We start from the raw sequence: 21544 nt of genomic DNA, 5'->3' as shown, positions 1-21544 counted from the left end.
GCGAAGAAGGAGACTATTTTCTCATGAGTGCAAGTAAGAATGCCTACGCGGCGTCGCGTGCAAAAGCGAATGGTACGATAACGACAGAGAAGAGCTCTGTTATCTTTTGGATTTTAATTGTGTTTACGGGCTTATTCATGTTCTGGGCGCCGTTTCAGCGGGCGTTGTTTAACGGAGGGACGTATGATTTCGAGCGCTCGATCTACTCGGCTTCGGTGTGGTCCTCCATCATTATGCTGCTGATTGCAGTCCTGGCTTTCTTTGTTTTCAAGCTTAAGGATCGGAAAGACGTATTAACGATTCTAGTACTCATTATGCCTCTTACTTATGTCATTTCTTTGTCGAACTCGGCCTCACACTATTTGGCAACCAATATGGTCTATATCCAAATGCTGTATGCAACCTTCTTCATTTTAGGTGTATTTCTGACAAAAAACAAGCTTGGTGTGTCGATAGTTGCAAGTTTATTGATGATATCGGGATATTTCATTGTTTTATTCGGACTTTTGTACTGGCTGGGTAATGGAAGCTTTGCAGCTCACCTGGTTAGTTGGTTTGCCTTTATGGATTCACCGAATTTATACCGCGATGCGATCATGACAGACTCGAACGGTTTGCGTCTGACTTCTGTTTTTCAATACGCGAATACATACGCGGCTTTCCTAATTACTTTGTCACTTGGAGCGTTGTTCTTCATAGTGAAGTCTCGCAAGTGGCAAACGGTTCTCCCACATGCATTCTTGTTGGTGCCAATCCTTGTTTCTTTCTGGTTGACGCTTTCCCGCGGTGCGATTGTGGTTATTCCGATTGTTTTCTTAATTATGTTGTTCTTCTTTTCAATCAGCAGACAGATTCTTGCTCTCCTTCAGTTCGGACTAGCTTTCCTAACGTCTATCTTGATTCTTCAAAAAGTAACGGATATCGGAATCGGCTTACAAAAGCAGCCTAGTGCTTCTGAATCATGGCACGGCTGGTCAATTCTGCTCATTGCTTCTGTAGTTTTCACTGTGGTTGCTGTCGTTATACAGCTCTTCATTGCTCCATGGTTAGAGCGAATTACCGCTCGTTTTGATGCAAAAAAATATGCTACTTTCATTCTTCCGGTAGCGGCTATCGTTGTTGGTGTTCTAGCTGCCATTCTAATCCTAAGTGATACTGGCTTCAAAAACATTCTTCCTGACAATGTAAAAACTCGGATTGAAAATATTAACTTCCAACAGCACAGCGTTCTAGAACGTGGAACGTTCTACAAAGACGCAATCAAACTTTGGACGGATTATCCGATCATAGGTGCCGGCGGTGGAGCTTGGGCTTCTTTATATGAGAAGTATCAAAACAATCCATACACAAGCCGACAGGCTCATAACTTCGCTCTTCAATATCTGGTTGAGACCGGAGCGCTCGGATTCCTTGCATTCGTAGGTTTCGTAATAGCAGTCATGGTGTTCTACATACGAAGCTACATCAAAAGTTCACAGGAGAAACGAGATCTCCACTTCCTGTTTTTCATTGTAACGATTTCACTCTTGGTCCACAGTATGATTGACTTCGATTTGAGTTATGTGTACTTGGGCGCTATTCTGTTCCTTGCTCTTGGCGGACTGCTTAGTAACACTTCATCAGCACCGCTTCGTTTTAAAAACGATTCTGCAGTGATTCACAAATCATTCCCAGCGCTGCTGGCTATCTTGTCGCTAGTGATGTTCTACATCTCGGTTCAGCTCCTCTCGGCAAATGGTTCTTATAAAGAAACGCTTGCGGTTATCAAAACCAGCCAAGACTACAATCAAATTATTAAGCCATTAGACAAAGCAATCTCTCTACACCCTGCGCATCCGGATTATTTGCTAACGGGCCAAGTCAGCAGAATCGGAATTCTGCTTCAGGTCTATAATCAAGTGCAGAAAGAAGATCCAACAAAAGCGGAGCCTTTTTTCAATCAAGCCCAAGATCTAATGAATCAGCTGTTGAAAAAAGAACCGCATAACCGCGCGGTGGCCATGCAGCAGCTTAATATGCTTCTGATAAAAGGCAAGCACGAAGAGGCACTAAACTGGTCAAATTCTCAGATTATAAATTACCCTTGGTACACGGAGATGTACGAAAAAAGTATAACGCTAAATATCGATCTTGCGAATCAAGCAAGTGCAAAGAACAATACGCAGGAATACAATAAAAGACTTGATGATGCTCTTGCTACTTACAAAGAAGTTCTAGCTCGCGTTGATTCCCTGAAAAACCTGCCTAAAGAGCAGGCGCAAGGTCGTCCTTTTGCCGTTACACCAAATATGGCTTTGAATGTCGGTCAAATCAGCTATATGCGTGGAGATTACGCCGGTTCTGCTTCAACGATACAACCGTATATAACAGATAATCTCGATGATCAACCGAATCGCACTTTGATCCGATGGTATCTGGCTGCTTTACAGAAACAAGGCAAAAACGATCAAGCCCTTCAGGATAAATTAATTGCAAAAGATCCTGCTGAGAAGCAAAACATTGATGCGATTGTTACTGCAAGCTTTCCAAAATAATAAAAAGAAAGAGGCTATCTCAAAAGGTCTGAACTGACCTGAGAGATAGCCTTTTTTTGTATCAATCTATTTCTCCACCCACTCCCGCCGAAGCGCAAACAGCTCCCGCAGCTCACTCGTCGTCATCTCGGTGACCCAGCTCTCGCCGGTGCCGACGATTTGATCGCTGAGGCCTTTTTTACGTTCGATCATCTCATCGATACGCTCTTCGAGCGTGCCCAGCGTGATGAACTTGTGCACCTGTACATCGCGGCTCTGGCCGATGCGAAAGGCGCGGTCCGTGGCCTGGTTTTCCACGGCGGGATTCCACCAACGATCGTAGTGGAAAACATGGTTCGCCGCGGTGAGGTTTAAACCGGTTCCTCCTGCTTTCAGCGAGAGGATGAAGATCCTGCAGCGCTCCGCCTCCGGGAGCGCGTCGTCCTGGAAGCGCGCGATCATCTCATCGCGCTTCGCCTTCGCCACGGCCCCGTGCAAAAACTGCACGGGTTCCCCCCGCTCCTGCGCGATCAAGCGCTGCAGGAGGTGGCCCATCTCGACGAACTGGGTGAAGATGAGGCAGCCGCCTCCTTCGCTTCTTAGTTCGTCGATCATTTCAAGCAGGCGCTCCAGCTTCGCTGAGCGCACCGCCCTCGCGGGGGCGTCAAAAGCCCCCGCACGATCTCCTTCCTTCAAAAACAAGGAAGGATGATCACAAATCTGTTTCAGCTTCGTCAATGAAGCCAGAATAAGCCCTTTCTTTTCCATTACGGAGAGACTATCGATTCTCTCCATCAATGTTTGCACGACATTCTCGTAGAGTGCACCCTGCTCGGGAGTCAAAGCCACATAAGCTTTGGACTCCACTTTCTCGGGCAAACTCAACTGAATGGCCGGGTCCTTTTTGACTCGCCTTAGTATGAACGGGCGGATCAAGCGCTGAACGCGTGAAGTCAGCCCCGGCGCTCCGTCGGTGCTTTTTTCAATAGGTCCCACGTAATGATGATTGAAATGGCGTAATGTACCAAGATACCCTGGATTAATAAAATCAAAAATCGACCAAAGCTCGGTCAATCGATTCTCAAGCGGCGTACCTGTCAACGCTATTCGGTGGCGGACATCCAGACCGCGAATGGCTTGGGATTGCTTGGTATAGGCGTTTTTGATATTTTGGGCTTCGTCCAAACAAAGCGTGTTCCAAGTGATGCTCGCTAATTCTTCTTCATCCAACAGAGCGATATTGTAAGAGGTTATGACAAGGTCCGCCCCTGCTATAGAAGCCTCAAATGCATCACCCTTTGCGCGCTGCGCACCGTAGTGGAGATGAATGTTGAGAGACGGCCCGAAACGCTCAAGTTCCTTTTGCCAATTGCCGAGCACGGAGGTTGGACAAATCAGCAGGGACGGAGCCGTATTCGAAATAGGTTGTAACTCACCCTTCACAGCCAGCAAATAAGCAATAAACTGCACCGTTTTCCCAAGCCCCATATCATCCGCCAAGCACCCGCCCAGTCCAATTCCTCGCAGAAAAAGGAGCCATGACACCCCTTCCTCCTGATAGGGCCTAAGATCAGCCTCCAAGCCTTCAATCTGAACAAAAGGCAGCGATACACGCTGATTAAGCTTCCTTAGCAAGGTTTTTAAAGACCCGTTTAGTTCAATATTGATCTTAAATTCTTCCTTCGGTTCCATGGTGGAAGAAGCAGGCTGCGAAGGCTCGTCCGTAAGCTGCATCTCCAGAACGTCTCGAAAGGAGAATCCCTTTCGTTTCTCTCTCTGCCGCATCGCCGCTTTCATCTGCTCTAAGTCGGCAGGATTCAGCTGCACCCATCTTCCGCGAATATAAATCAGCCTTTTTTTCTGCTCGGCAATCTGATGGAATTCTTCCTCAGACAGATCGACACCGCCCAAAGCCACTCGCCAGTCGAACTGGATAATGTGGTCCATGCCAAACATCGGCCTGCGCGAAGTGCCGACAGAGCTGCGCACTTTCGCTCGCAGCTGGGGCCGCGTACGGCTGAGCTCTCCCCACCACGAAGGTAGGAAAACCGAGATGCCGGCAGCAGCGAGCAGCAAGCTTGATTCCGTAAGAAACTCCCAGGCCTGATCGTCTGATAACTGCTCTACGATTTTCCCCTTCTGAAACTCACTTTCAAGCTGTGGCAAAATACGCAGCACCCGATTCGTTTGATCCTGGATGTTGGCATCCATGCCATCCTGCCATGCCGCAGGAACTCTTCCCACCAAAATAGTCCCCGCCGTGCTGAATTCCACGAAATGATTAGTATCCTGACGATCCTGCGCTATGAATCTTAGCCGCCAATCGGCTCCGTTATCTTTGGCAGTCGTTGTCCCGTCTACATACGTTTCCGCATAGGGTTCTACGAGCTGTACACAGATTCGGTAAGGTTTACCGTCCTGTTTCCAACCAATGGCCAGCAGCCAATCATCCTCTTGCATCCAGCCTACTTCGGAGGATGGACCCTCTCTCAATAGTGCATTCCCCTCCGATAACCGCCTCCACGCCATGCCGATCTCCGAATCAGGCGATTCTTTCATCATTTCCAAGGATGCAGCATGGAACCAGTCAATCCAGAATCCCTCATCCTGCGCCCCCTTATATAGCTGCTCAAGTTCTCCCAGCTTCGCACCTGGCAGCTGCGGCTTCCACCCCATACCGCCTTGAAGCCAATGCCGGAAAGACGGCATGTACCACCCGGCAGCTAGCGCCTCACTAAATAGGGCAGCCCCTTTTTTCATCAAAAGCACATCCGCATCCCAGGATAATTTCCCATGCAATAATGTACTCGGATTAGCCAAATAGTCCAATGCCATATAAGGTGTCAAGACCAGGGCCTCGCCGTACCCCGTTCGAATGCATTCAAGCTGCGTGCCGTAAAAAGAACCTTCATGCCAAGCAAATAGCAGCTTTCGCAGCGCATAGCCAGGAACTTCGTTGGCCTGTTCTGTCTCTCCATAGAAGGCAAAACTCCCTGTAGGGAGCTTTTGCACGCGAATATGTATCTGTGACAAGCTGATCATAGCAGTAGCTTCCCTTTCCTTAACTCCTCTTGAAACGCGCGGTATCGCGAATACTGTTTAATAAGCTGCAGCAAATATGCTTCAAATCTAGGCGTTTGGTTCAGCTTTTTGTAGGCAGCGGCCAACTTTTTGAGGAGCTTGACCCCTTGTTTATACGATTCGCGATTTTTAACCTGGAGGATTTCATCAATTGCATAATGATACAGCGGCAGCAGCGCGCGAACATCAGCTTTCTCAACTATTTTCAGATGATTGGCATCAATATCAAAGGGAGATATGCTTAACCAAAGCATCAAATCTGCCCATGCCCGATACTCCTCTTTTCCCAGTAAGAAGCGAGCGTAATGCCGATAACTGCCAGGAAGCTGCTCTACCATGGCTCTCCTGTACTCTTCATCTATGCCAGTGCCCGCTGCCGCCTCTTCCCACAAATCAAAATATTCAGCAGTCTCATACGTCACTTCCTTGCGAATTGCTGGACCTAGCCATCTGAGCCACTTTAATAATCGATCTCGCTGTCCCTCCTTAATAAAAGTTCTCAGATAACCAAACCAATCCCCTGGCTCGATCACATCAGTTCCCGTCAGGACGCGATCCCAAGCATTTTCGTCCTCACCAGACAACATATCGAAATGTGCTAAAGCCATAACCGCAGTTTCACGCTCCGCTTGACTTCTTCCTCTATCGCCTGCAAGCTTCCGCAATCTTATAAGCTCGTCCGTTACAAGCTCTTTTTCATACAATAAACCAGACCACAGCTGTTTACTGATCTCAAACCATTTCCCTCTGGATTCCCCTGATTCCTTGGAAACTTGTGCAGCCACGTAGGCCGCAAGCTCCTTCAAATGCTCTTGATACCTTTCCTGGGCATGCTCCATATCAATATTACGCAAAACAGTTGTCAGTTGTCCCTGACTGTGCTTCGTAATTTTAGAAAAAAAGTAACCTGCATTATAAAAGAAATCATACATGCCTGACTTCGCATCCGCCAAAGCATCACAGAGCTGAGTTAAGTACAATACAACTTGAATATCATAGATCCCCCTGATCGTTAGCTCCCAATCATCCGCAAACTGATTGAGCTGACCCCACGCTCGCATATATAATTCCTCGACGCTAAAAGCGTTATATACTTTGGCATTCGCATATTGCTTATCGAAGTAAAGGATCCATTCCGCGCACGTTCCTGTCTCCTTCGGAGTGCTTACCGGACCCCGGGCCGTTAAATCAAATTGTGGTTTAGCATCTAATTCTTGCATGCCCGACCCTCCCTCGCTCAAAAAAGCTATCTATTCATTATACAGGAAAAGGGGCCATCGATAAAAAAACCCTAGCTGGAATCTTCTCAGATTCCTACTAGGGAGTCACCACTATTTGTCGCGCAACATGCCTTGGTGCGGATGCGGGTGAGTACCGCAATACTCATCTGTCTCTTCATACGTACACACATGCTCATAAACAGGTACACAATGATGTCTATTTACGATTTGAATCGGGTGAATAACTTGAACTTTTTGCGGGTGATAGAAATCTCTAACGATTCTTTCTGGACTTGTCATTATAGGGTCAGCTGGGGGACACTGAAATTGTTTTCCTTGGCTAGTTTGATTCGGTTGATACGCCATTGATTAAGTCAACTCCTCTTTAGGTTTGAGATAGTATACGTCCATGCCTAGTCCAAAGAATGTACCAATGCCTAGTTTTTCAATAATTAGGCTCATTTTCTGCAGGCCAAGCAGGTAGATGTCCAATCAGAACGAAAAATGACAGGCTCTCTGCCGTTTTCACCATTTCCTTCTCCCATTTGGCGCTTATTTTTGTTACAATTAAGAAATCAGTCCTATTCGATGGAAACATCCCCATCCCGTGCATACAGGAATCCTATACTTTAGAAGGAGAGGGAGTAAGATGAATACTACAACTTTTAGAAATTTCTCGGAAACTCGACATCTAACTTACTCTCACACCTTTGACTATTCAGAAATGAATTTTAATCATAAGCTATGGTCTTACTTCCCTTATAAACAAATTGAGAGCCGCCTACTCTCCTGGGCGGAAGCAGCTCAAGGAGACTATTTCCGTCAACCCACAAGTTGGAAGCTCACGGGCGGAGATCTGATTGTACAGTTGCCTTCTTTACCGGATGGCTTTGTGCCTTTTTCGCAATTGGAGCATGAGCAGCTAAGCGATGAATCCAAAGCGAAACTTCTTATCCCCCTTTGTAGAGCGCTTTCAATTTTACACAATAAACAGTTTTATATGGGCTTTCTCTCGCAGGACATGCTATTTTTTCACCCAAAAACACTAACCATTCTAGTTGATGTCCAACCATTCCCCTCCGCCATTGAGTTTATCAATCACTTGCTGACGGACTATCCTTACAGCTTGTTTCCACGTTATGCGAGAAGGTTTCTTTTATCACGCGTTGCTGATTTTGAATCTATCCATCTGCTGCTGGAGTCGATGTACAACGGCCTTGTACCTGCAGCTTTGCAACCTCTTTCTGAACGGCTTCATACTAAGCCTGAATCCTTTCTATTCGCTGATGAGATTGCTGCAGCCTTGCTTGACTATTTACAGCTTCCAGCAGAGCCGCAACCTGATACAACTATCCAAATCAGCTCAAAATTGCTGCATCCAGCAGCTTCTCCCATCACACTTGACCAGCAGGAGCGTTTTCGTGATTTTTTGAAATCAAATGAGGATCGACTGCTAGGTCTCATCTGCGAAGATGAGGCTATTCGTTTCGATTTGTACGCCCATCACATTAATGAAGTCATTGAAAAGGGATATTATTTCAAAATCGTTTCGCAAGAGCTTCCCTATTCCACCTTGCGTGAAGTGGTTTCCAGAACGCTGCACAGAGCTTACGATATTCTGCCGGAGTCCATTACGATGCTGCGAAACTTGGCGCGGAAATTTGACCAACTGCTCAAAAAACACTATGAAGGCGACGACATCCTTTATCTGCTGACAGAGTGGCTGCATCAATTTTTCATGTCGGTTATTCCGCTATTTCCCATTCAAAACTTTGTGTTCACCTTTGAAAACTGCGAGCACTTTGATGAAGATTCCCAGCTTATTCTTCTGAACTTCTGGAGAGAGCATGGCCATGAGATGAATTGCCTGAACTTCATTTTCAGCGGTAGCCGTGTTCCTGCCCAGTTTACAGAAGTGCCTTTCCAAGTCCTTAACATCCATCTTTCGGACCCTGCCATCTATGAGCAGTTGCTCGCTTCGCAGTTTGGACGTGCAGATGAAACTTTAGTCAACCAGCTAAAAAACTGGCTATACGAATATAGAATAAACGCAAGCCACTGCCGCATTATTTTGGAAGAGCTTGCGCAGTCTCACAGCATTCAGATCACTCGAAACGGTTGGAAACCAACGACCCGATTTCATTTGGATTATGAGCAATTGAATCCTCTCCGCCTTATTGCGAAGCGTATCGCTGTTCTGGATCAGAAGGACTTAGAGCTTATGAGGCTGCTATGCTGTCTGCCTATGCCGGTCCATGCTGCTTCCCTCTTTACCGCAAATCGACTGGATGCAGGCAATATTCTACTTTCGGTGACCAGGCTTGCAGAGCTCGGACTTATGCATGTTAGCCGCAATGACAGTCTTTTTATTTCGAATGATATTATCGGGCTGGTCCTGCAACAGCTACCTGAGGACAAGCTTGCGTCCTATTACCAAACAGCACTGAAATATCTATACAGGTACCGGCCATTCGCATTGCCTCAGTTGATCACGCTGTCATGTCAAGCAGGAGAATACAAGGTCGAATATTATTTGCTTTTAAAATATTACAGACAGATTCGCACCTTGCTCTCTTACAGCCAAAAGGTCGAAATCTTAGAGCGTATCAAATATTTATATGAAAAACTGGAAAGGCCTTACCTTGTTTTCCTGGATCGATTGCTCAGCCGCATGTATCATCTGCTCAACCAGTTCGCGCTATCCGAACAGTTGGCTTTAACCGTCTATGAACGAACAGGAACTATATCCGATCGCTTTGGTTGGTTGTCTATTCGCATCATTCAAAATAATGTGGACGTTTATCAGCTGCGCGAGGAGCTCTTCCCTTTCATTTTCGATGAGAAACAGCCGCTTACGGATCGGGTACGGGCAGCATTTTTGCTCAATACGAGTAATCTTTGCTTTCCGCTGCAGGATGAAGAAATGCATACCTTGCATAAATTCTATACTGAAGTTGTTTATCCACAACGTCATCTGCTTGCCCTGAGGCATTTTGCGGAGATTACGAATTACTATACGATTAATATGTTGATCCATTTTCCAGAAACGGAAGAATGGGCCTTATCGATTACAGCCAAGCTTGAACCGTTACTGGATTCCTCACCGCATACGGATTTGATGCTGCGTCTTTATGATCTTTATTCGTATCAAAGCAACAATAAGATTATCAATACGTATGTCTATCGCGGAATTGAAGGCGCCAAGCGCTCAGGATACACGATTAAGGAGCAAGTTGGCCATCTGAATGCGATGGAGCTTTCTTTGAATCAAGGCGATATCGCCAGTTATTTGTACCATAAGGAACGTGTTCTGCAGGTCGACAAGCTGCGTCGCAAGGATTTGGCCGAAAATTATTTGACCAATCAACTTTTATTCGCTCTGGAGTGGGAAGAATGGGCGTTATTCCATCAGTTGGAGACAAGCCTCATTGAGCAGCAAATTACTGATTGGGGCCAGTCCCTGCTGGCCGTTTATCAGGGCTACGCCGCCTTTCGTCAGCATCTACCGGTTCACGTTCCCGACTCTCTTGAGAATGAGAATCACTCCGTTTTCCTTGAAGCACTGCATCAAACAGGATTGGGTAACACCTTGAGTGCTTGCCAGCTTTTTGAGCAGTTTATCTCTAAAAACAACGCTGGCCTTTACGCCGGCTGGGCTTATCGGGAAATGATTACGCTTCTGCTCAAACTGCATTCGGAAAGAGTGGACCACTGGTTTGACCAATTTGAAACCTACTTGAAACGATACGCCTATGATGTCTTTTGGCCTGATTATTACAGGCTTTCAGCGGAGAGGTCTATGGCCGAGGGCGACATTCAACCCGCCATGCTGTATTTGCGGCGCGCATTAAACGGCTATCAGATGATTCAAAAGGAAACGTGGCGCCCGTATCTGACAGCCTGCATGGAGCAAGCGATTGCCCCTTCATATGCACCAGCATCTCCGGCTATTTTGCAGGATGATTATGTGCAGAAAATGATGGCCGACCGCGAACAATGGCTGCTTCTTTCATTGGATTTGCAAATTATTATTGAACTGAGCGAGCAAGTAACGGAAACGCTGGATCTGTCCACAACCATGCAGAGACTGACAAAGGCCTTATTCGACTATTTCCCGGTCATTCAACTTTCAATTACGTACAAGCTGCTGCATTATAAGCAAAAGGTTTTCGTCACCGCCTCGGGATTGCGTGATCACGACGAATTGATCGCCTACCAAACGCGAAGCGAAGATCACTGCGTGCTCGTCTTCACCCTGTTTCAGCGTGGCGATCAGGCTATCACCTTGCAAGTTCATGTCGATGGCATGACCAAAACCAAACAGCAGCACATGGAGCACTTCCTGTCTTTCATCAAACCTCATATCATCAACGTACTTCTGCATCGCGAGATGGTCATTGATAACTTGACTGGCTTCTACCTGCGAGGTTATTTCATGGAGAAGCTGCGAGAAGAGTTTGAGCTTGCCAGTCGTTATCAGCTGGATCTCTCTGTCATCATGATCGATGTCGATAATTTCCGGAGAGTCAACGAATTCGGTCATCCGGAAGGGGACCGGGTGCTGCGGGAGATCGCCGATATTTTCCGGTTCAATTTAAGGAAAAGCGACATTGCCGGCCGATATGGCGGCGAGGAGCTTATTCTTATTTTACCGAAAACGGACGGCAAAGAAGCCCTCAAGATTGCCCATCAACTGCGTGGCGAAATTGAGAAAGAGTTCGCCTACGGGCGTCCATACACGATCACCGTTAGTGTCGGTGTTTCTTCTTTGGAACTGTGCCAACCTAGCTCTATTGAGCAGCTTATTGAGCAAGCGGATACTGCTGAAATTACGGCGAAGCGGACGGGGAAGAACAAGGTGATTGCGGCTTGGGATTTGTGAGCGGGTGGTGATGCGGGATTGCTGTGCAGTCCCTACAGTGTGGGAATGTAGTGCCGGAATTGCGGTACTGGGCATTATGGCGGCGCAACGCGTTGCAATACGGAGCGGTATGGCACGGTGGGGTTCAACTCGTTGCAGTAAAGAGCGGTATGACGCGATGCAGTTGGAGCGGTACAGTACGGCGAGCCTAACGGTCTGAGATGCCGCTATTCGCCACTTTTTGGCTCAATTTAACATTTAACGGACTGAGGCGCCGCTATTGGACTTGAAATACCCATTTCCGCTCCATTTTTTAGCGAATAACGTCTCTCCCGTCCGTTAGCTCCCGAAAAACAGCCGAAATACCAAAATAGCGGCCACTGTGTCCGTTAAAAAATGATCGACACTGCGATCATAAAAAAAGAGACTCCTCAGATGAATCTGAGGAGCCTCTTCGAGCTAGCTATGATGCAGAAGGGCGAAGCCCTCTTACATCATACCGCCCATTCCACCCATGCCGCCCATATCAGGCATGCCTGGTTTGTCTTTTTCTGGTTTATCAGCGATAACCGCTTCAGTTGTCAAGAACATAGCTGCTACGGAAGCTGCGTTTTGAAGTGCGGAACGCGTTACTTTCGCAGGGTCAACGATACCAGCTTCGAACATGTTTACCCATTGTCCGGATGCTGCGTTGTAGCCGATGCCTACTTTTTCGTTTTTCAAGCGCTCAACGATAACGGAGCCTTCTTGACCAGCGTTAGCTGCGATTGTGCGAACTGGCTCTTCCAGGGAGCGCAGGATGATGTTAACACCTGTTTGCTCGTCGCCGGAAGCTACTACTTTCGCTACTGCGTTGTATACGTTCACGAGAGCTGTACCACCACCGGAAACGATACCTTCTTCAACAGCTGCGCGAGTCGCGTTCAAAGCATCTTCGATGCGAAGTTTGCGCTCTTTCAGTTCTGTTTCAGTCGCTGCGCCAACTTTGATTACCGCTACACCGCCGGAAAGCTTAGCCAAACGCTCTTGCAGTTTTTCTTTATCGAAATCGGAAGTTGTTTCTTCCAGTTGGGAACGAATTTGCGTTACGCGTGCAGCGATGTCTTTTGCGTCGCCAGCACCGTCAACGATGATTGTGTTTTCTTTGGTTACGCGGATTTGACGCGCGCTACCCAATTGCTCAGGACGCGTGGATTTCAGATCCAAACCAAGCTCTTCAGTGATCACTTGTCCACCAGTCAAAGCAGCGATATCGCCAAGCATAGCTTTACGACGGTCACCGAAACCAGGAGCTTTAACAGCTACGCAAGTGAATGTTCCACGAAGTCTGTTCACAACAAGCGTTGCTTGTGCTTCACCTTCAACATCTTCAGCGATGATCAGAAGTTGTTTACCGGATTGAACCACTTTTTCAAGAACAGGCAAGATTTCTTGGATGTTCGAGATTTTTTTGTCAGTGATCAGGATGTATGGGTTGTCAAGGACAGCTTCCATTTTATCCGTGTCAGTGATCATGTAAGGGGAAGTGTAGCCACGGTCGAATTGCATACCTTCTACAACTTCAAGCTCAGTCAAGAAACCTTTGGATTCTTCAACGGTTATAACGCCGTCTTTACCTACTTTTTCCATAGCTTCAGCGATAAGTTCGCCTACTTCTTCGTCAGCAGCAGAGATTGCCGCAACTTGTGCGATGGATTGTTTGCCTTCGATAGGCTTAGCGATGGATTGAAGCTCTTCCACAGCCGCTTTAACAGCTTTCTCGATACCTTTGCGGATAACCATTGGGTTAGCGCCTGCAGTAACGTTTTTCAGACCTTCACGGATCATAGCTTGAGCAAGAACCGTTGCTGTTGTTGTACCGTCACCGGCAACATCGTTTGTTTTGGTAGCAACTTCTTTAACAAGTTGAGCTCCCATGTTTTCGAAAGCATCTTCAAGCTCGATTTCTTTCGCGATCGTTACACCGTCATTCGTGATCAACGGGCTACCGAATTTTTTCTCAAGTACAACGTTACGGCCTTTAGGACCTAGGGTTACTTTTACAGCGTTAGCCAAAGCATCTACCCCGCGAAGCATCGCGCGGCGTGCGTCTTCACTGAACTTAATATCTTTTGCCATGAATAGGAAACCTCCTCTTATTTAAACGATACATAGTAAGTAATAAAACGGAAAACCTAAGTAAAACGTAATGCCGATCTATATCCTGCTAAATTAGGCTAATACAGCGAGAATGTCGCTTTCGCGCAAGATCAACAGTTCGCGGCCTTCGTATTTCACTTCAGTTCCTGCGTATTTGGAGAAAATGATACGGTCGCCTTCGCTTACTTCAAGCGGAACACGAACGCCATCTTTCAACGCGCCTGCGCCTACGGCTACAACTTTACCTTCTTGTGGTTTTTCTTTCGCTGTATCTGGCAGCACGATACCACTTGCTGTAGTCTCCTCTTTCGCAACGGCTTCAATGATAACTCGATCACCTAACGGTCTGATCATGGAAAAATAGCCTCCTTTAGAAAATTGGTAATGGTGTGTTTCAAGGTTATTAGCACTCGAATGTGTTTAGTGCTAACAACAACTCTTATGATACTCATTCTGGGAGTAATTTGCAAGTCCTTTTACACATTTTTCGTACTTTCGAACACCCCCCTCATTCTACCCAAATGAAAAACAAATATTCCCTATCGCAAAGAAAAACAGCCTGCACAAAAGTGACAGACTGTTTTCTTATTTGGGACCGAATTCCCGTTCCCATTCTGCATCCTGCAGCAGCTGTTTACGGTAAATAAAACGCGACATAAATACGCTAAACTCATATAAAACGATAAGCGGCAGAGCTACGAGGATAGCCGAAATGGCATCCGGCGGCGTAATGACTGTAGCTAAAATGACGAGCAGCATGTAGGCATACCGTCTGAATTTATGTAACCGTTTCGGGTTAAGAAGCCTGATTTTCGTCAAAAACATAACGACAATCGGCATCTCAAACACAAGTGCCAATGGCAAAATAATATTGAACATAAATGCAAAATATTCAGCCGCACCATACATCTCGGTGATATCGAGACTTTTGCTAATGGAAGAAGTAAAGTAAAAAGCCATTGGAAAAACAACCCAATAACCGAACGAAAGACCTGCTAGAAAAAGCACAAATGCATATGGAATATAAATGATCGAAGCTTTCTGCTCCGTCTCGCGCAGCCCCGGTTTAACAAAGGCCCATATATGATAAAGCGTAACCGGCAAGGTAATGAGGATCCCTACGGCTAAGCCAAAATTCATATATAATCGCAAAGCATCCCATGGAGAAAAAACATTCCAGCTAATCGTATCGGCCGGTGGAATATTTTTGAGGTATCGAATAACGGGTTTGGCGGAAATTAAACCGGCCACCATCCCGATGACCAACACAACCAATATCCACATGATCCGTTTACGCAGCTCACCAAGGTGCTCCACGAGTGACATTTCTTCGTTCGTTGACATATTTCACCAACCTGATCTAGTGAATCAAGCCTGAAAGACTGAACCACTTGTTATGCTAAAAAGAAAAATAAACTAGTCCGGTAAGCGGCGCGAATGACTTGGTTGAACAGCTGCCGCCGGCGTTGCTGCCGTAGATGTCGCACGCTGTGCGGAGGAATCCTCCGCCAAGTCAGTCAACTCAGGCCCGGGCGTGCTCGAGATGAACGCCACAGCTGCTTTCTCGGCAATCTGTGCGGCTGCAGGAGCCGCCTGAACTGAAGACGGTGCATCAGCCTTATCCAAGGCTGGAGCACTCGTCGCGATCGCGACAACAGCTGGCGCTGGAGACGCAGGCGAGGCATCAGCCTCGTCCAAAGCCGAGCCGCTCGCGAAAGCGACAACAGCAGCCGGCGCTTGCTCCTCGGCTACTAGGCCCTCGGCAGCAGAGCTAGCCTGCGGAGCCGGCTGAACCACCACTGGCGCAGGTGCCGCCGCTTTCGGCTCATCGTTCATGAGCTCATAGGCACCTTTCTTGAAATCCCTGAGCGTACGTCCCAGCACACGGCCAATCTCAGGCAGCTTGTTAGGTCCGAACAACACTAACGCAACGACCGCAATCAATAATAACTCGGTAAAACCGATGTTTTGAAACATGTCTTTCATCTCCTAACACTGATAAAACCCGCCATACCCCATCTCCGTAATGTCGCTGCGCACAATCGTCTCGCCTGCGCAAATACGCGGTAGCAGCACATCAAAGGACGTATACGGGTCATGCATCACGCAACCCGGCAAGCCCATGATCGGCACATCGCCCAGATAGGCGATCATCAGCATCGAGCCCGGCAGCATCGGCGTGCCGTAGCTGACCACGCGGGCGCCGGCTTGCTTGATCGCGCCCGGCGTGCGGTCGTCCGGGTCCACGGACATGCCGCCCGTGACCAAAACCAGATCCACGTTCTGCGCAAGCAGCGCGTGGATCTCACCAACAATCGCTTCGCTATCGTCGAGCGCGAAGCGTTGGTCTACCACCTCGGAGCCAAGCTGCGCGACTTTCTCCTTCACCACCGGGCCGAATTTATCCTGGATTCGGCCCTTGAACACCTCGCTGCCCGTCGTCACGACGCCAACGCGCAGTTTACGAAACGGCTTCACCTCAAGCAAGGTGAAGCCCTCCGCACGGCGAGCGGCGGCAATCCGCTCGACCTCCACGACCTTCGCTTCGTCCACAATCAGCGGGATCACCCGCGTGCCGACCAACGAAGCGCCTGCCTCTACGACCACGCCACTGCGGATGGTCGACATCACAACCTCGTCGATCGCGTTCACGCTGTCGACGAAAGCTTTATCGATTCGGACCAAGCCGCGAATCGGCGATTTCACATTCACTTTGCCCTCATGCGGCTCCGTGAGAATGAGCTCGTCGCCGGCTATCGCTCTCGCCATCCGCTGCGCGGCTTCATCCTCATGCAGATAGCCCGGCTGCAGCTCCATCACGTAAATATGCTCTTTGCCAATGCTGAGCAGTGCAGGAATGTCGGACTCCGTCACTTGGTGGCCTTTGCGGAACAGGCGACCTTTGAACTCGCCCGGCAAAATCTGCGTTAGATCATGGGGCAGGATCATCCCAACGGCATCCTCCACCTTCACTTCGCGCAGCATGGACTCCTGTCTGCTCATCCGTGATCACCTTCTTTGCCCGTCAGAATCCCCAACGCATGCGGCAGCTGATCGATGATCGCCATCAGATTCTCCTGCACGCCTTTGGGACTGCCTGGCAAATTAATAATCAACGTGCGGCCGCGAATACCCGATACCGCTCTGGAAAGCATCGCTTTCCTCGTTTTCTGCATGGAAATCATCCGCATAGCTTCAGCAAAGCCCGGAGCAACCCGGTCAATGACATTCAGCGTTGCTTCCGGCGTCACATCGCGAGGCGCCAGCCCCGTTCCGCCTGTCGTTAAAATCAGATCAGCCTGATAATAGTCCGTCATTTCTATTAATGAAGCCATAATTTCGTCCATCTCGTCCGGTACAACACGGTACTCGATGATCTCACCTTGAATTTCCTCTTCAATGAGCTCGCGGATTACCTGAGCGCTGGTGTCTTCTCGTTCTCCTCGGTAACCGCGGTCACTGGCTGTCAAAATCGCAACTTTCCAGTGCATCCTTCGTCACCTCTCCCTTGTTAACTGAATGAGATAACCCCTACTACGGAATGATCGTCGACTTCATCTATGCGCAAACCCTAGTGGTCTAAGTCGCGTCTCAATCAACTATCTTGTCTGTGAAAATCCCCATTTTTACCGCCCGTTTTCGTGACTAGCATCGTGGAGCTAATAATCATATCTTTCTCTGCGGCTTTGCACATGTCATAGACGGTTAACGCGGCGGCGGATACGGCTGTTAAAGCCTCCATCTCCACGCCTGTCGGTCCCGTCGTCCGAACAGTTGCTTCTATGTAGAGTTCGTTGCTGCCATTATCGGCAAATTGAATATCTATGCCCGATAAAGCAATCGGGTGGCACATAGGAATCCAATCTGACGTTTTTTTCGCGGCCATGATGCCAGCCACCTGTGCGACAGCGAGGACGTCGCCTTTTTTCATTTTACCCTGTTTAATTAAGGAAAGTGTCTCGCTTTTCATAAGCAAAGTCGAACGGGCTGTCGCGGTTCGCTTCGTCTCCGGTTTGTCCGAAATATCAACCATGCGAGCTCGTCCCTGTTCGTTAAAATGGGTTAATGGAGAGGAATCGGGCAAATTACTTACCTCCCTTTTAGGTTTCTGTTTTAAAGACCATTTTGCTTTCGGTGACAATGCCATCTACCCGGAAATCATGCCAGGAGGAGGGCACTGCAGGAATCAACTGCTTATCAAAAGCAGCAGCAACCGCAAAAGGTCTCTTCAGACCTCGCGCAGCAAATAGCTGCATGAATCTGTCATAAAAACCTCCGCCATACCCCAGCCTTCCGAAATCCATGTCAAAGGCAAGCCCTGGCACCAGGATCATCGAAATGGTGGATAAATCTTGCTCGATCGGCACATTGCTATGAGGCTCTCTAATGCCCCAGGCGCCGCTCTCCAGATCGTCGTAGGCGTGTATGATATGCAAATTCATTGTTTTCGTATCTGCTACAACTTTCGGCACCAGCACACGAATTCCCTGCTGCCAACACCATTCCATTAGTGGAGCAACATCCAGCTCCGACCGGAATGGCATATAAGTCATTATCGTAGGGGGAACGGACGCCTCCTGCTGCCCAGCACCAAGAAGTCTATCTGAACAAAGCTTCGTCATTCGCTCATGAATGCGCTGCTGCTTCTCTTCTCGTTCTTCCGCTGTAATGGATGAGCGTAGTTCTTCCATATCCTTACGTAGTTCAATTTTCCGTTCACGAATGTTCATACTGGCTCAGCCCTTCCTAACAAGGAGTGGTTTCCCCCATTTTAACATAAACAAAGAAAAAAACTATACTCGTGCTGCAGAGCCCACTCTAAACCGTGCTATAACAGGTAAATGGTCCGAAAATATCGTCGGAACCGTCCATGCTGAACCGGTATTTTTCACATTCGCGAAAACATAATCGATCCTTTGGCCACCTGCAAAAGTGCTCTGAGAGTTTTTGCTTAATGGGACGTCCAAGAGCGACATCCTGTTCATTTTGACTGGAAATGCATCCTCTTCCATATTAAAATCGCCGGCAACGACAAGCTGTTCTTGTTTATCTGCCAAAAGCTCCGATATACGTGTAAGCTGAAGCCTTCGGTCCTCCCCGGAAAGTCCCAAATGGGTCGTGGCAACATGGACGGGCTCGGAGCCAATCTGTACAGTGGCCATTAGCAGGCTTCTCGTTTCCAAATTTCCAGGAAGAAGCGCCCAACTGCTGTCGACAATCGGATAGCGACTCAAAAGGGCAATGCCATATTGACCTACCTTATAGGTTAGACTAGGACTATAAACCATATGCATGCCGAGCATTTCGGAAAGCTCTCGGGCCTGGTCCACGAATCCGCTGCGCACGCGGTAACGGTCTACTTCTTGGAGAGCGATAATATCGGCATTTCCATGCCGCAGAAGATCGGCAATCCGAATGATATCCACTTTACCATCCATGCCTTCTCCGTGGTGCATATTAAAAGACATAACAGTGAAGGAAGCAGGTGCTTCGATACTAGCTGCAGGCATAACGGGAATATTGGATAATAAGCCTTTATCCCAGCTCTGGATTGGCGACGTAAGCACAACAACAAGCAGCGCAAAAAAACCTATATACCTGGCAAGCCGCAAAGACACGTACGCCATCCCTCTATCCCCCTTCAGCCTCTATGCAAAATTAAGCATACGACGTACTCACGCATGGTGTATACTAGTGAATTGATGGGATTATAGGCAGTTTGGTTCACGACTTGCACAGATTCTTTCATTAATAAGCAGGAGGCAGCAGAAGATGTTATTACAGGTTTCTAACATTTCCAAAAGCTACGGGGTACGTTCTGTACTCTCCAATATAACGCTTCAAATCGAGGACAAGGAACGGATTGGTCTAGTTGGTGTGAACGGTGCCGGGAAGTCAACCCTGCTCCAGATTATTGCCGGCGAAATGTCCTATGACAGCGGCGATCTTTTCAAAGCGAAAGAAACGAAAATCGGTTATTTAAAACAAAACAGCGGTCTGCAAACGGACAAGTCCATTTGGAATGAGCTGCTCAGCGTTTTCAGCTCCTTGCTGGAAACAGAGAGAGAGCTGCGCGAGCTGGAAGCCCAGATGGCTGACCCCTCCCTCATTGAAGATGAGAAAAAGTACGAAACGACGATGAATCGTTACGCGGGGCGCTCCGAATATTTTCGTGAGCAAGGCGGATACGAAATCGAAGCCAAAATTCGCGGGATTCTTCACGGGATGGGCTTCGGCCAGTTTTCTCCCGACACCCTTGTTCAAACGCTAAGCGGCGGCCAGAAAACAAGATTGGCATTGGCGAAAATGCTGCTCGAAGAACCCGATCTGCTCATGCTCGATGAGCCTACGAACCATTTGGATATTCAGACGCTCACTTGGCTGGAAGGATATCTGCGGGGTTATCCGGGTGCGATTCTGGTCGTATCCCATGACCGCTTTTTCCTGGATGCTTTAGCCACGTCCATTTATGAAATTGAACGCCATGCTTCCAAGCGGTACACGGGCAACTATTCCCGTTTTATCGAGATCAAAGAAGCCAACTACGAAATTGAAATGAAGCAATTTGAGAAGCAGCAGGAGGAGATTGCTAAGCTGGAGGACTTTGTACAGCGCAACATCGTGCGTGCTTCTACGACCAAAAGAGCGCAAAGCCGTCGCAAGCAGCTCGAGAAAATGGATCGTCTGGATAAGCCTTTGGGCGATTTGAAGCGCGCTTCGTTTTCATTTGAAATCGAGCAGACATCCGGTAAAGAAGTCCTTCAGGTCGATCGTTTGGCGCTTTCCTATGACGGGAAAAACCGTCTGCTCGACGGTGTCTCCTTCCAGCTGCGCCGCTCGGAAACGGCTGCTCTCATCGGCCCCAACGGGGTCGGCAAATCGACGCTGCTCAAGACATTAATCGGTCAGCACAAACAAGACGCCGGCACTTTCAAATGGGGAACGGGCGTCACAATTGGCTATTACGATCAAGAGCAGACGGGCCTAACTCCCTCCAACAGCGTGCTCGAGGAAGTGTGGAACACCTATCCGCATCTGGAGGAAGCCCGGATTCGCACTGTACTCGGCAATTTCTTGTTCAGCGGAGAAGAAGTCTTCAAGAAAGTCTCTGCCTTAAGCGGCGGCGAAAAAGCCCGTGTAGCTTTGGCCAAGCTCATGCTGCAAAAAGCAAATGTGCTCATCCTCGATGAGCCTACCAACCATTTGGATCTATACAGTAAAGAAGTGCTGGAATCCGCGTTGATGGATTATGAGGGTACCCTCCTTTTCATCTCTCACGACCGCTACTTCCTGAATAAAATGGCCGAGAGCATGCTCGATCTGCAAAAGGACGGGCTCACAACTTATCTTGGCAACTACGACGATTATTTGGAGAAAAAAGCGGAGCTCGCCGAAATGGAAGCGAAGCGAATTGCCAAGGAAGCGGAGAAGAAATCCGCTAGCAGCGTAGGTAAAAATGAACCCGCCGTCAGCGGCGGCGGGTATGAAGCGGACAAGCTGGCTAAACGTGAAGAACGCAGCCGCCAGCGTAAGCTGGAGCAGCTTGAGCTCGACATCGCGCGCTTGGAGGACGAAGTCTCGGCCCTGGAGGCTGAGCTCGCCGATCCGGACGTGTACAACAATTACGTCCTCGTTCAGGAGAAGACGGCTGAGGTGGACAAGCGGAAGAGCGCGCTTGCGGCTTGTTATGAAGAGTGGGAGACTTTGCTCGCTTAATTGTTGCTGGATGA

16 protein-coding genes are annotated in these 21544 nt (G+C 48.2%); 4 read left to right on the top strand and 12 right to left on the bottom strand.

Annotated elements, in window-relative coordinates; all coding sequences use genetic code 11:
• Positions 1–23 precede the first annotated feature (23 nt).
• Positions 24–2534 carry an O-antigen ligase family protein gene (locus ACUN27_RS04520; protein WP_445558451.1) on the top strand — a complete coding sequence of 837 codons (2511 nt, stop codon included), beginning with the start codon at positions 24–26 and terminating at the stop codon, positions 2532–2534.
• A 66-nt stretch (positions 2535–2600) separates the two neighbouring features.
• On the opposite strand, the gene ACUN27_RS04515 is transcribed toward ACUN27_RS04520, so the two are convergent.
• The 3 genes from ACUN27_RS04515 to ACUN27_RS04505 all read right to left on the bottom strand — a co-directional run bounded on the left by ACUN27_RS04515 (position 2601) and on the right by ACUN27_RS04505 (position 7180).
• The gene (locus ACUN27_RS04515; RefSeq protein WP_445558450.1) at positions 2601–5555 is read right to left on the bottom strand and encodes a DEAD/DEAH box helicase; all 2955 of its coding nucleotides are present in this window, start codon (positions 5553–5555) and stop codon (positions 2601–2603) included.
• The gene (locus tag ACUN27_RS04510) at positions 5552–6814 is read right to left on the bottom strand and encodes a hypothetical protein (protein ID WP_445558449.1); all 1263 of its coding nucleotides are present in this window, start codon (positions 6812–6814) and stop codon (positions 5552–5554) included. The genes ACUN27_RS04515 and ACUN27_RS04510 overlap by 4 nt, the downstream gene beginning before the upstream one ends.
• A 111-nt stretch (positions 6815–6925) precedes the next feature.
• On the bottom strand, positions 6926–7180 hold the full coding sequence (locus ACUN27_RS04505) for a hypothetical protein (RefSeq protein WP_127457279.1): 255 nt from the start codon (positions 7178–7180) through the stop codon (positions 6926–6928).
• 358 nt (positions 7181–7538) lie between these two features.
• Here ACUN27_RS04505 and ACUN27_RS04500 point away from each other — a divergent pair, with 358 nt between their 5' ends.
• Together ACUN27_RS04500 and ACUN27_RS04495 are read left to right on the top strand one after the other, a co-directional pair.
• Positions 7539–11696, top strand: coding sequence for a diguanylate cyclase (locus ACUN27_RS04500; RefSeq protein WP_445558448.1), 4158 nt, complete (start codon positions 7539–7541; stop codon positions 11694–11696).
• Positions 11697–11733: 37 nt separating this feature from the next.
• Positions 11734–11895 carry a hypothetical protein gene (locus ACUN27_RS04495; RefSeq protein ID WP_445558447.1) on the top strand — a complete coding sequence of 54 codons (162 nt, stop codon included), beginning with the start codon at positions 11734–11736 and terminating at the stop codon, positions 11893–11895.
• Positions 11896–12164: 269 nt separating this feature from the next.
• Here the strand turns inward: ACUN27_RS04495 and groL are convergent, their stop codons facing one another.
• From groL to ACUN27_RS04450, 9 genes are all read right to left on the bottom strand, one after another.
• Positions 12165–13793, bottom strand: a complete 1629-nt coding sequence (gene groL, locus ACUN27_RS04490; RefSeq protein WP_127457281.1) for a chaperonin GroEL — start codon at positions 13791–13793, stop codon at positions 12165–12167.
• A 93-nt stretch (positions 13794–13886) separates the two neighbouring features.
• Positions 13887–14168 (bottom strand): co-chaperone GroES, encoded by a 282-nt coding sequence (gene groES, locus ACUN27_RS04485; protein WP_028553854.1) that lies wholly within the window; start codon positions 14166–14168, stop codon positions 13887–13889.
• A 231-nt stretch (positions 14169–14399) separates the two neighbouring features.
• Positions 14400–15158 carry a twin-arginine translocase subunit TatC gene (gene tatC, locus ACUN27_RS04480; RefSeq protein ID WP_157317797.1) on the bottom strand — a complete coding sequence of 253 codons (759 nt, stop codon included), beginning with the start codon at positions 15156–15158 and terminating at the stop codon, positions 14400–14402.
• 72 nt (positions 15159–15230) lie between these two features.
• Positions 15231–15791 (bottom strand): twin-arginine translocase TatA/TatE family subunit, encoded by a 561-nt coding sequence (locus ACUN27_RS04475; RefSeq protein WP_445558446.1) that lies wholly within the window; start codon positions 15789–15791, stop codon positions 15231–15233.
• A 12-nt stretch (positions 15792–15803) separates the two neighbouring features.
• Positions 15804–16799, bottom strand: coding sequence for a molybdopterin-binding protein (locus ACUN27_RS04470; protein ID WP_445558445.1), 996 nt, complete (start codon positions 16797–16799; stop codon positions 15804–15806).
• Positions 16800–16813: 14 nt separating this feature from the next.
• On the bottom strand, positions 16814–17305 hold the full coding sequence (locus ACUN27_RS04465; RefSeq protein WP_029197035.1) for a MogA/MoaB family molybdenum cofactor biosynthesis protein: 492 nt from the start codon (positions 17303–17305) through the stop codon (positions 16814–16816).
• A 104-nt stretch (positions 17306–17409) separates the two neighbouring features.
• Positions 17410–17898, bottom strand: a complete 489-nt coding sequence (moaC, locus tag ACUN27_RS04460; protein WP_258567637.1) for a cyclic pyranopterin monophosphate synthase MoaC — start codon at positions 17896–17898, stop codon at positions 17410–17412.
• Positions 17899–17914: 16 nt separating this feature from the next.
• The gene (locus ACUN27_RS04455; protein ID WP_315953774.1) at positions 17915–18544 is read right to left on the bottom strand and encodes a 5-formyltetrahydrofolate cyclo-ligase; all 630 of its coding nucleotides are present in this window, start codon (positions 18542–18544) and stop codon (positions 17915–17917) included.
• A gap of 63 nt (positions 18545–18607) precedes the next feature.
• The gene (locus ACUN27_RS04450; RefSeq protein ID WP_445558444.1) at positions 18608–19441 is read right to left on the bottom strand and encodes an endonuclease/exonuclease/phosphatase family protein; all 834 of its coding nucleotides are present in this window, start codon (positions 19439–19441) and stop codon (positions 18608–18610) included.
• 145 nt (positions 19442–19586) lie between these two features.
• On the opposite strand from ACUN27_RS04450, the gene ACUN27_RS04445 reads away from it, so the two are divergent.
• The gene (locus ACUN27_RS04445) at positions 19587–21530 is read left to right on the top strand and encodes an ABC-F family ATP-binding cassette domain-containing protein (protein WP_315953772.1); all 1944 of its coding nucleotides are present in this window, start codon (positions 19587–19589) and stop codon (positions 21528–21530) included.
• Positions 21531–21544 lie beyond the last annotated feature (14 nt).

Source organism: Paenibacillus sp. WC2504 (assembly GCF_052682475.1).
This window is presented reverse-complemented; position numbering and strand designations above follow the sequence as displayed.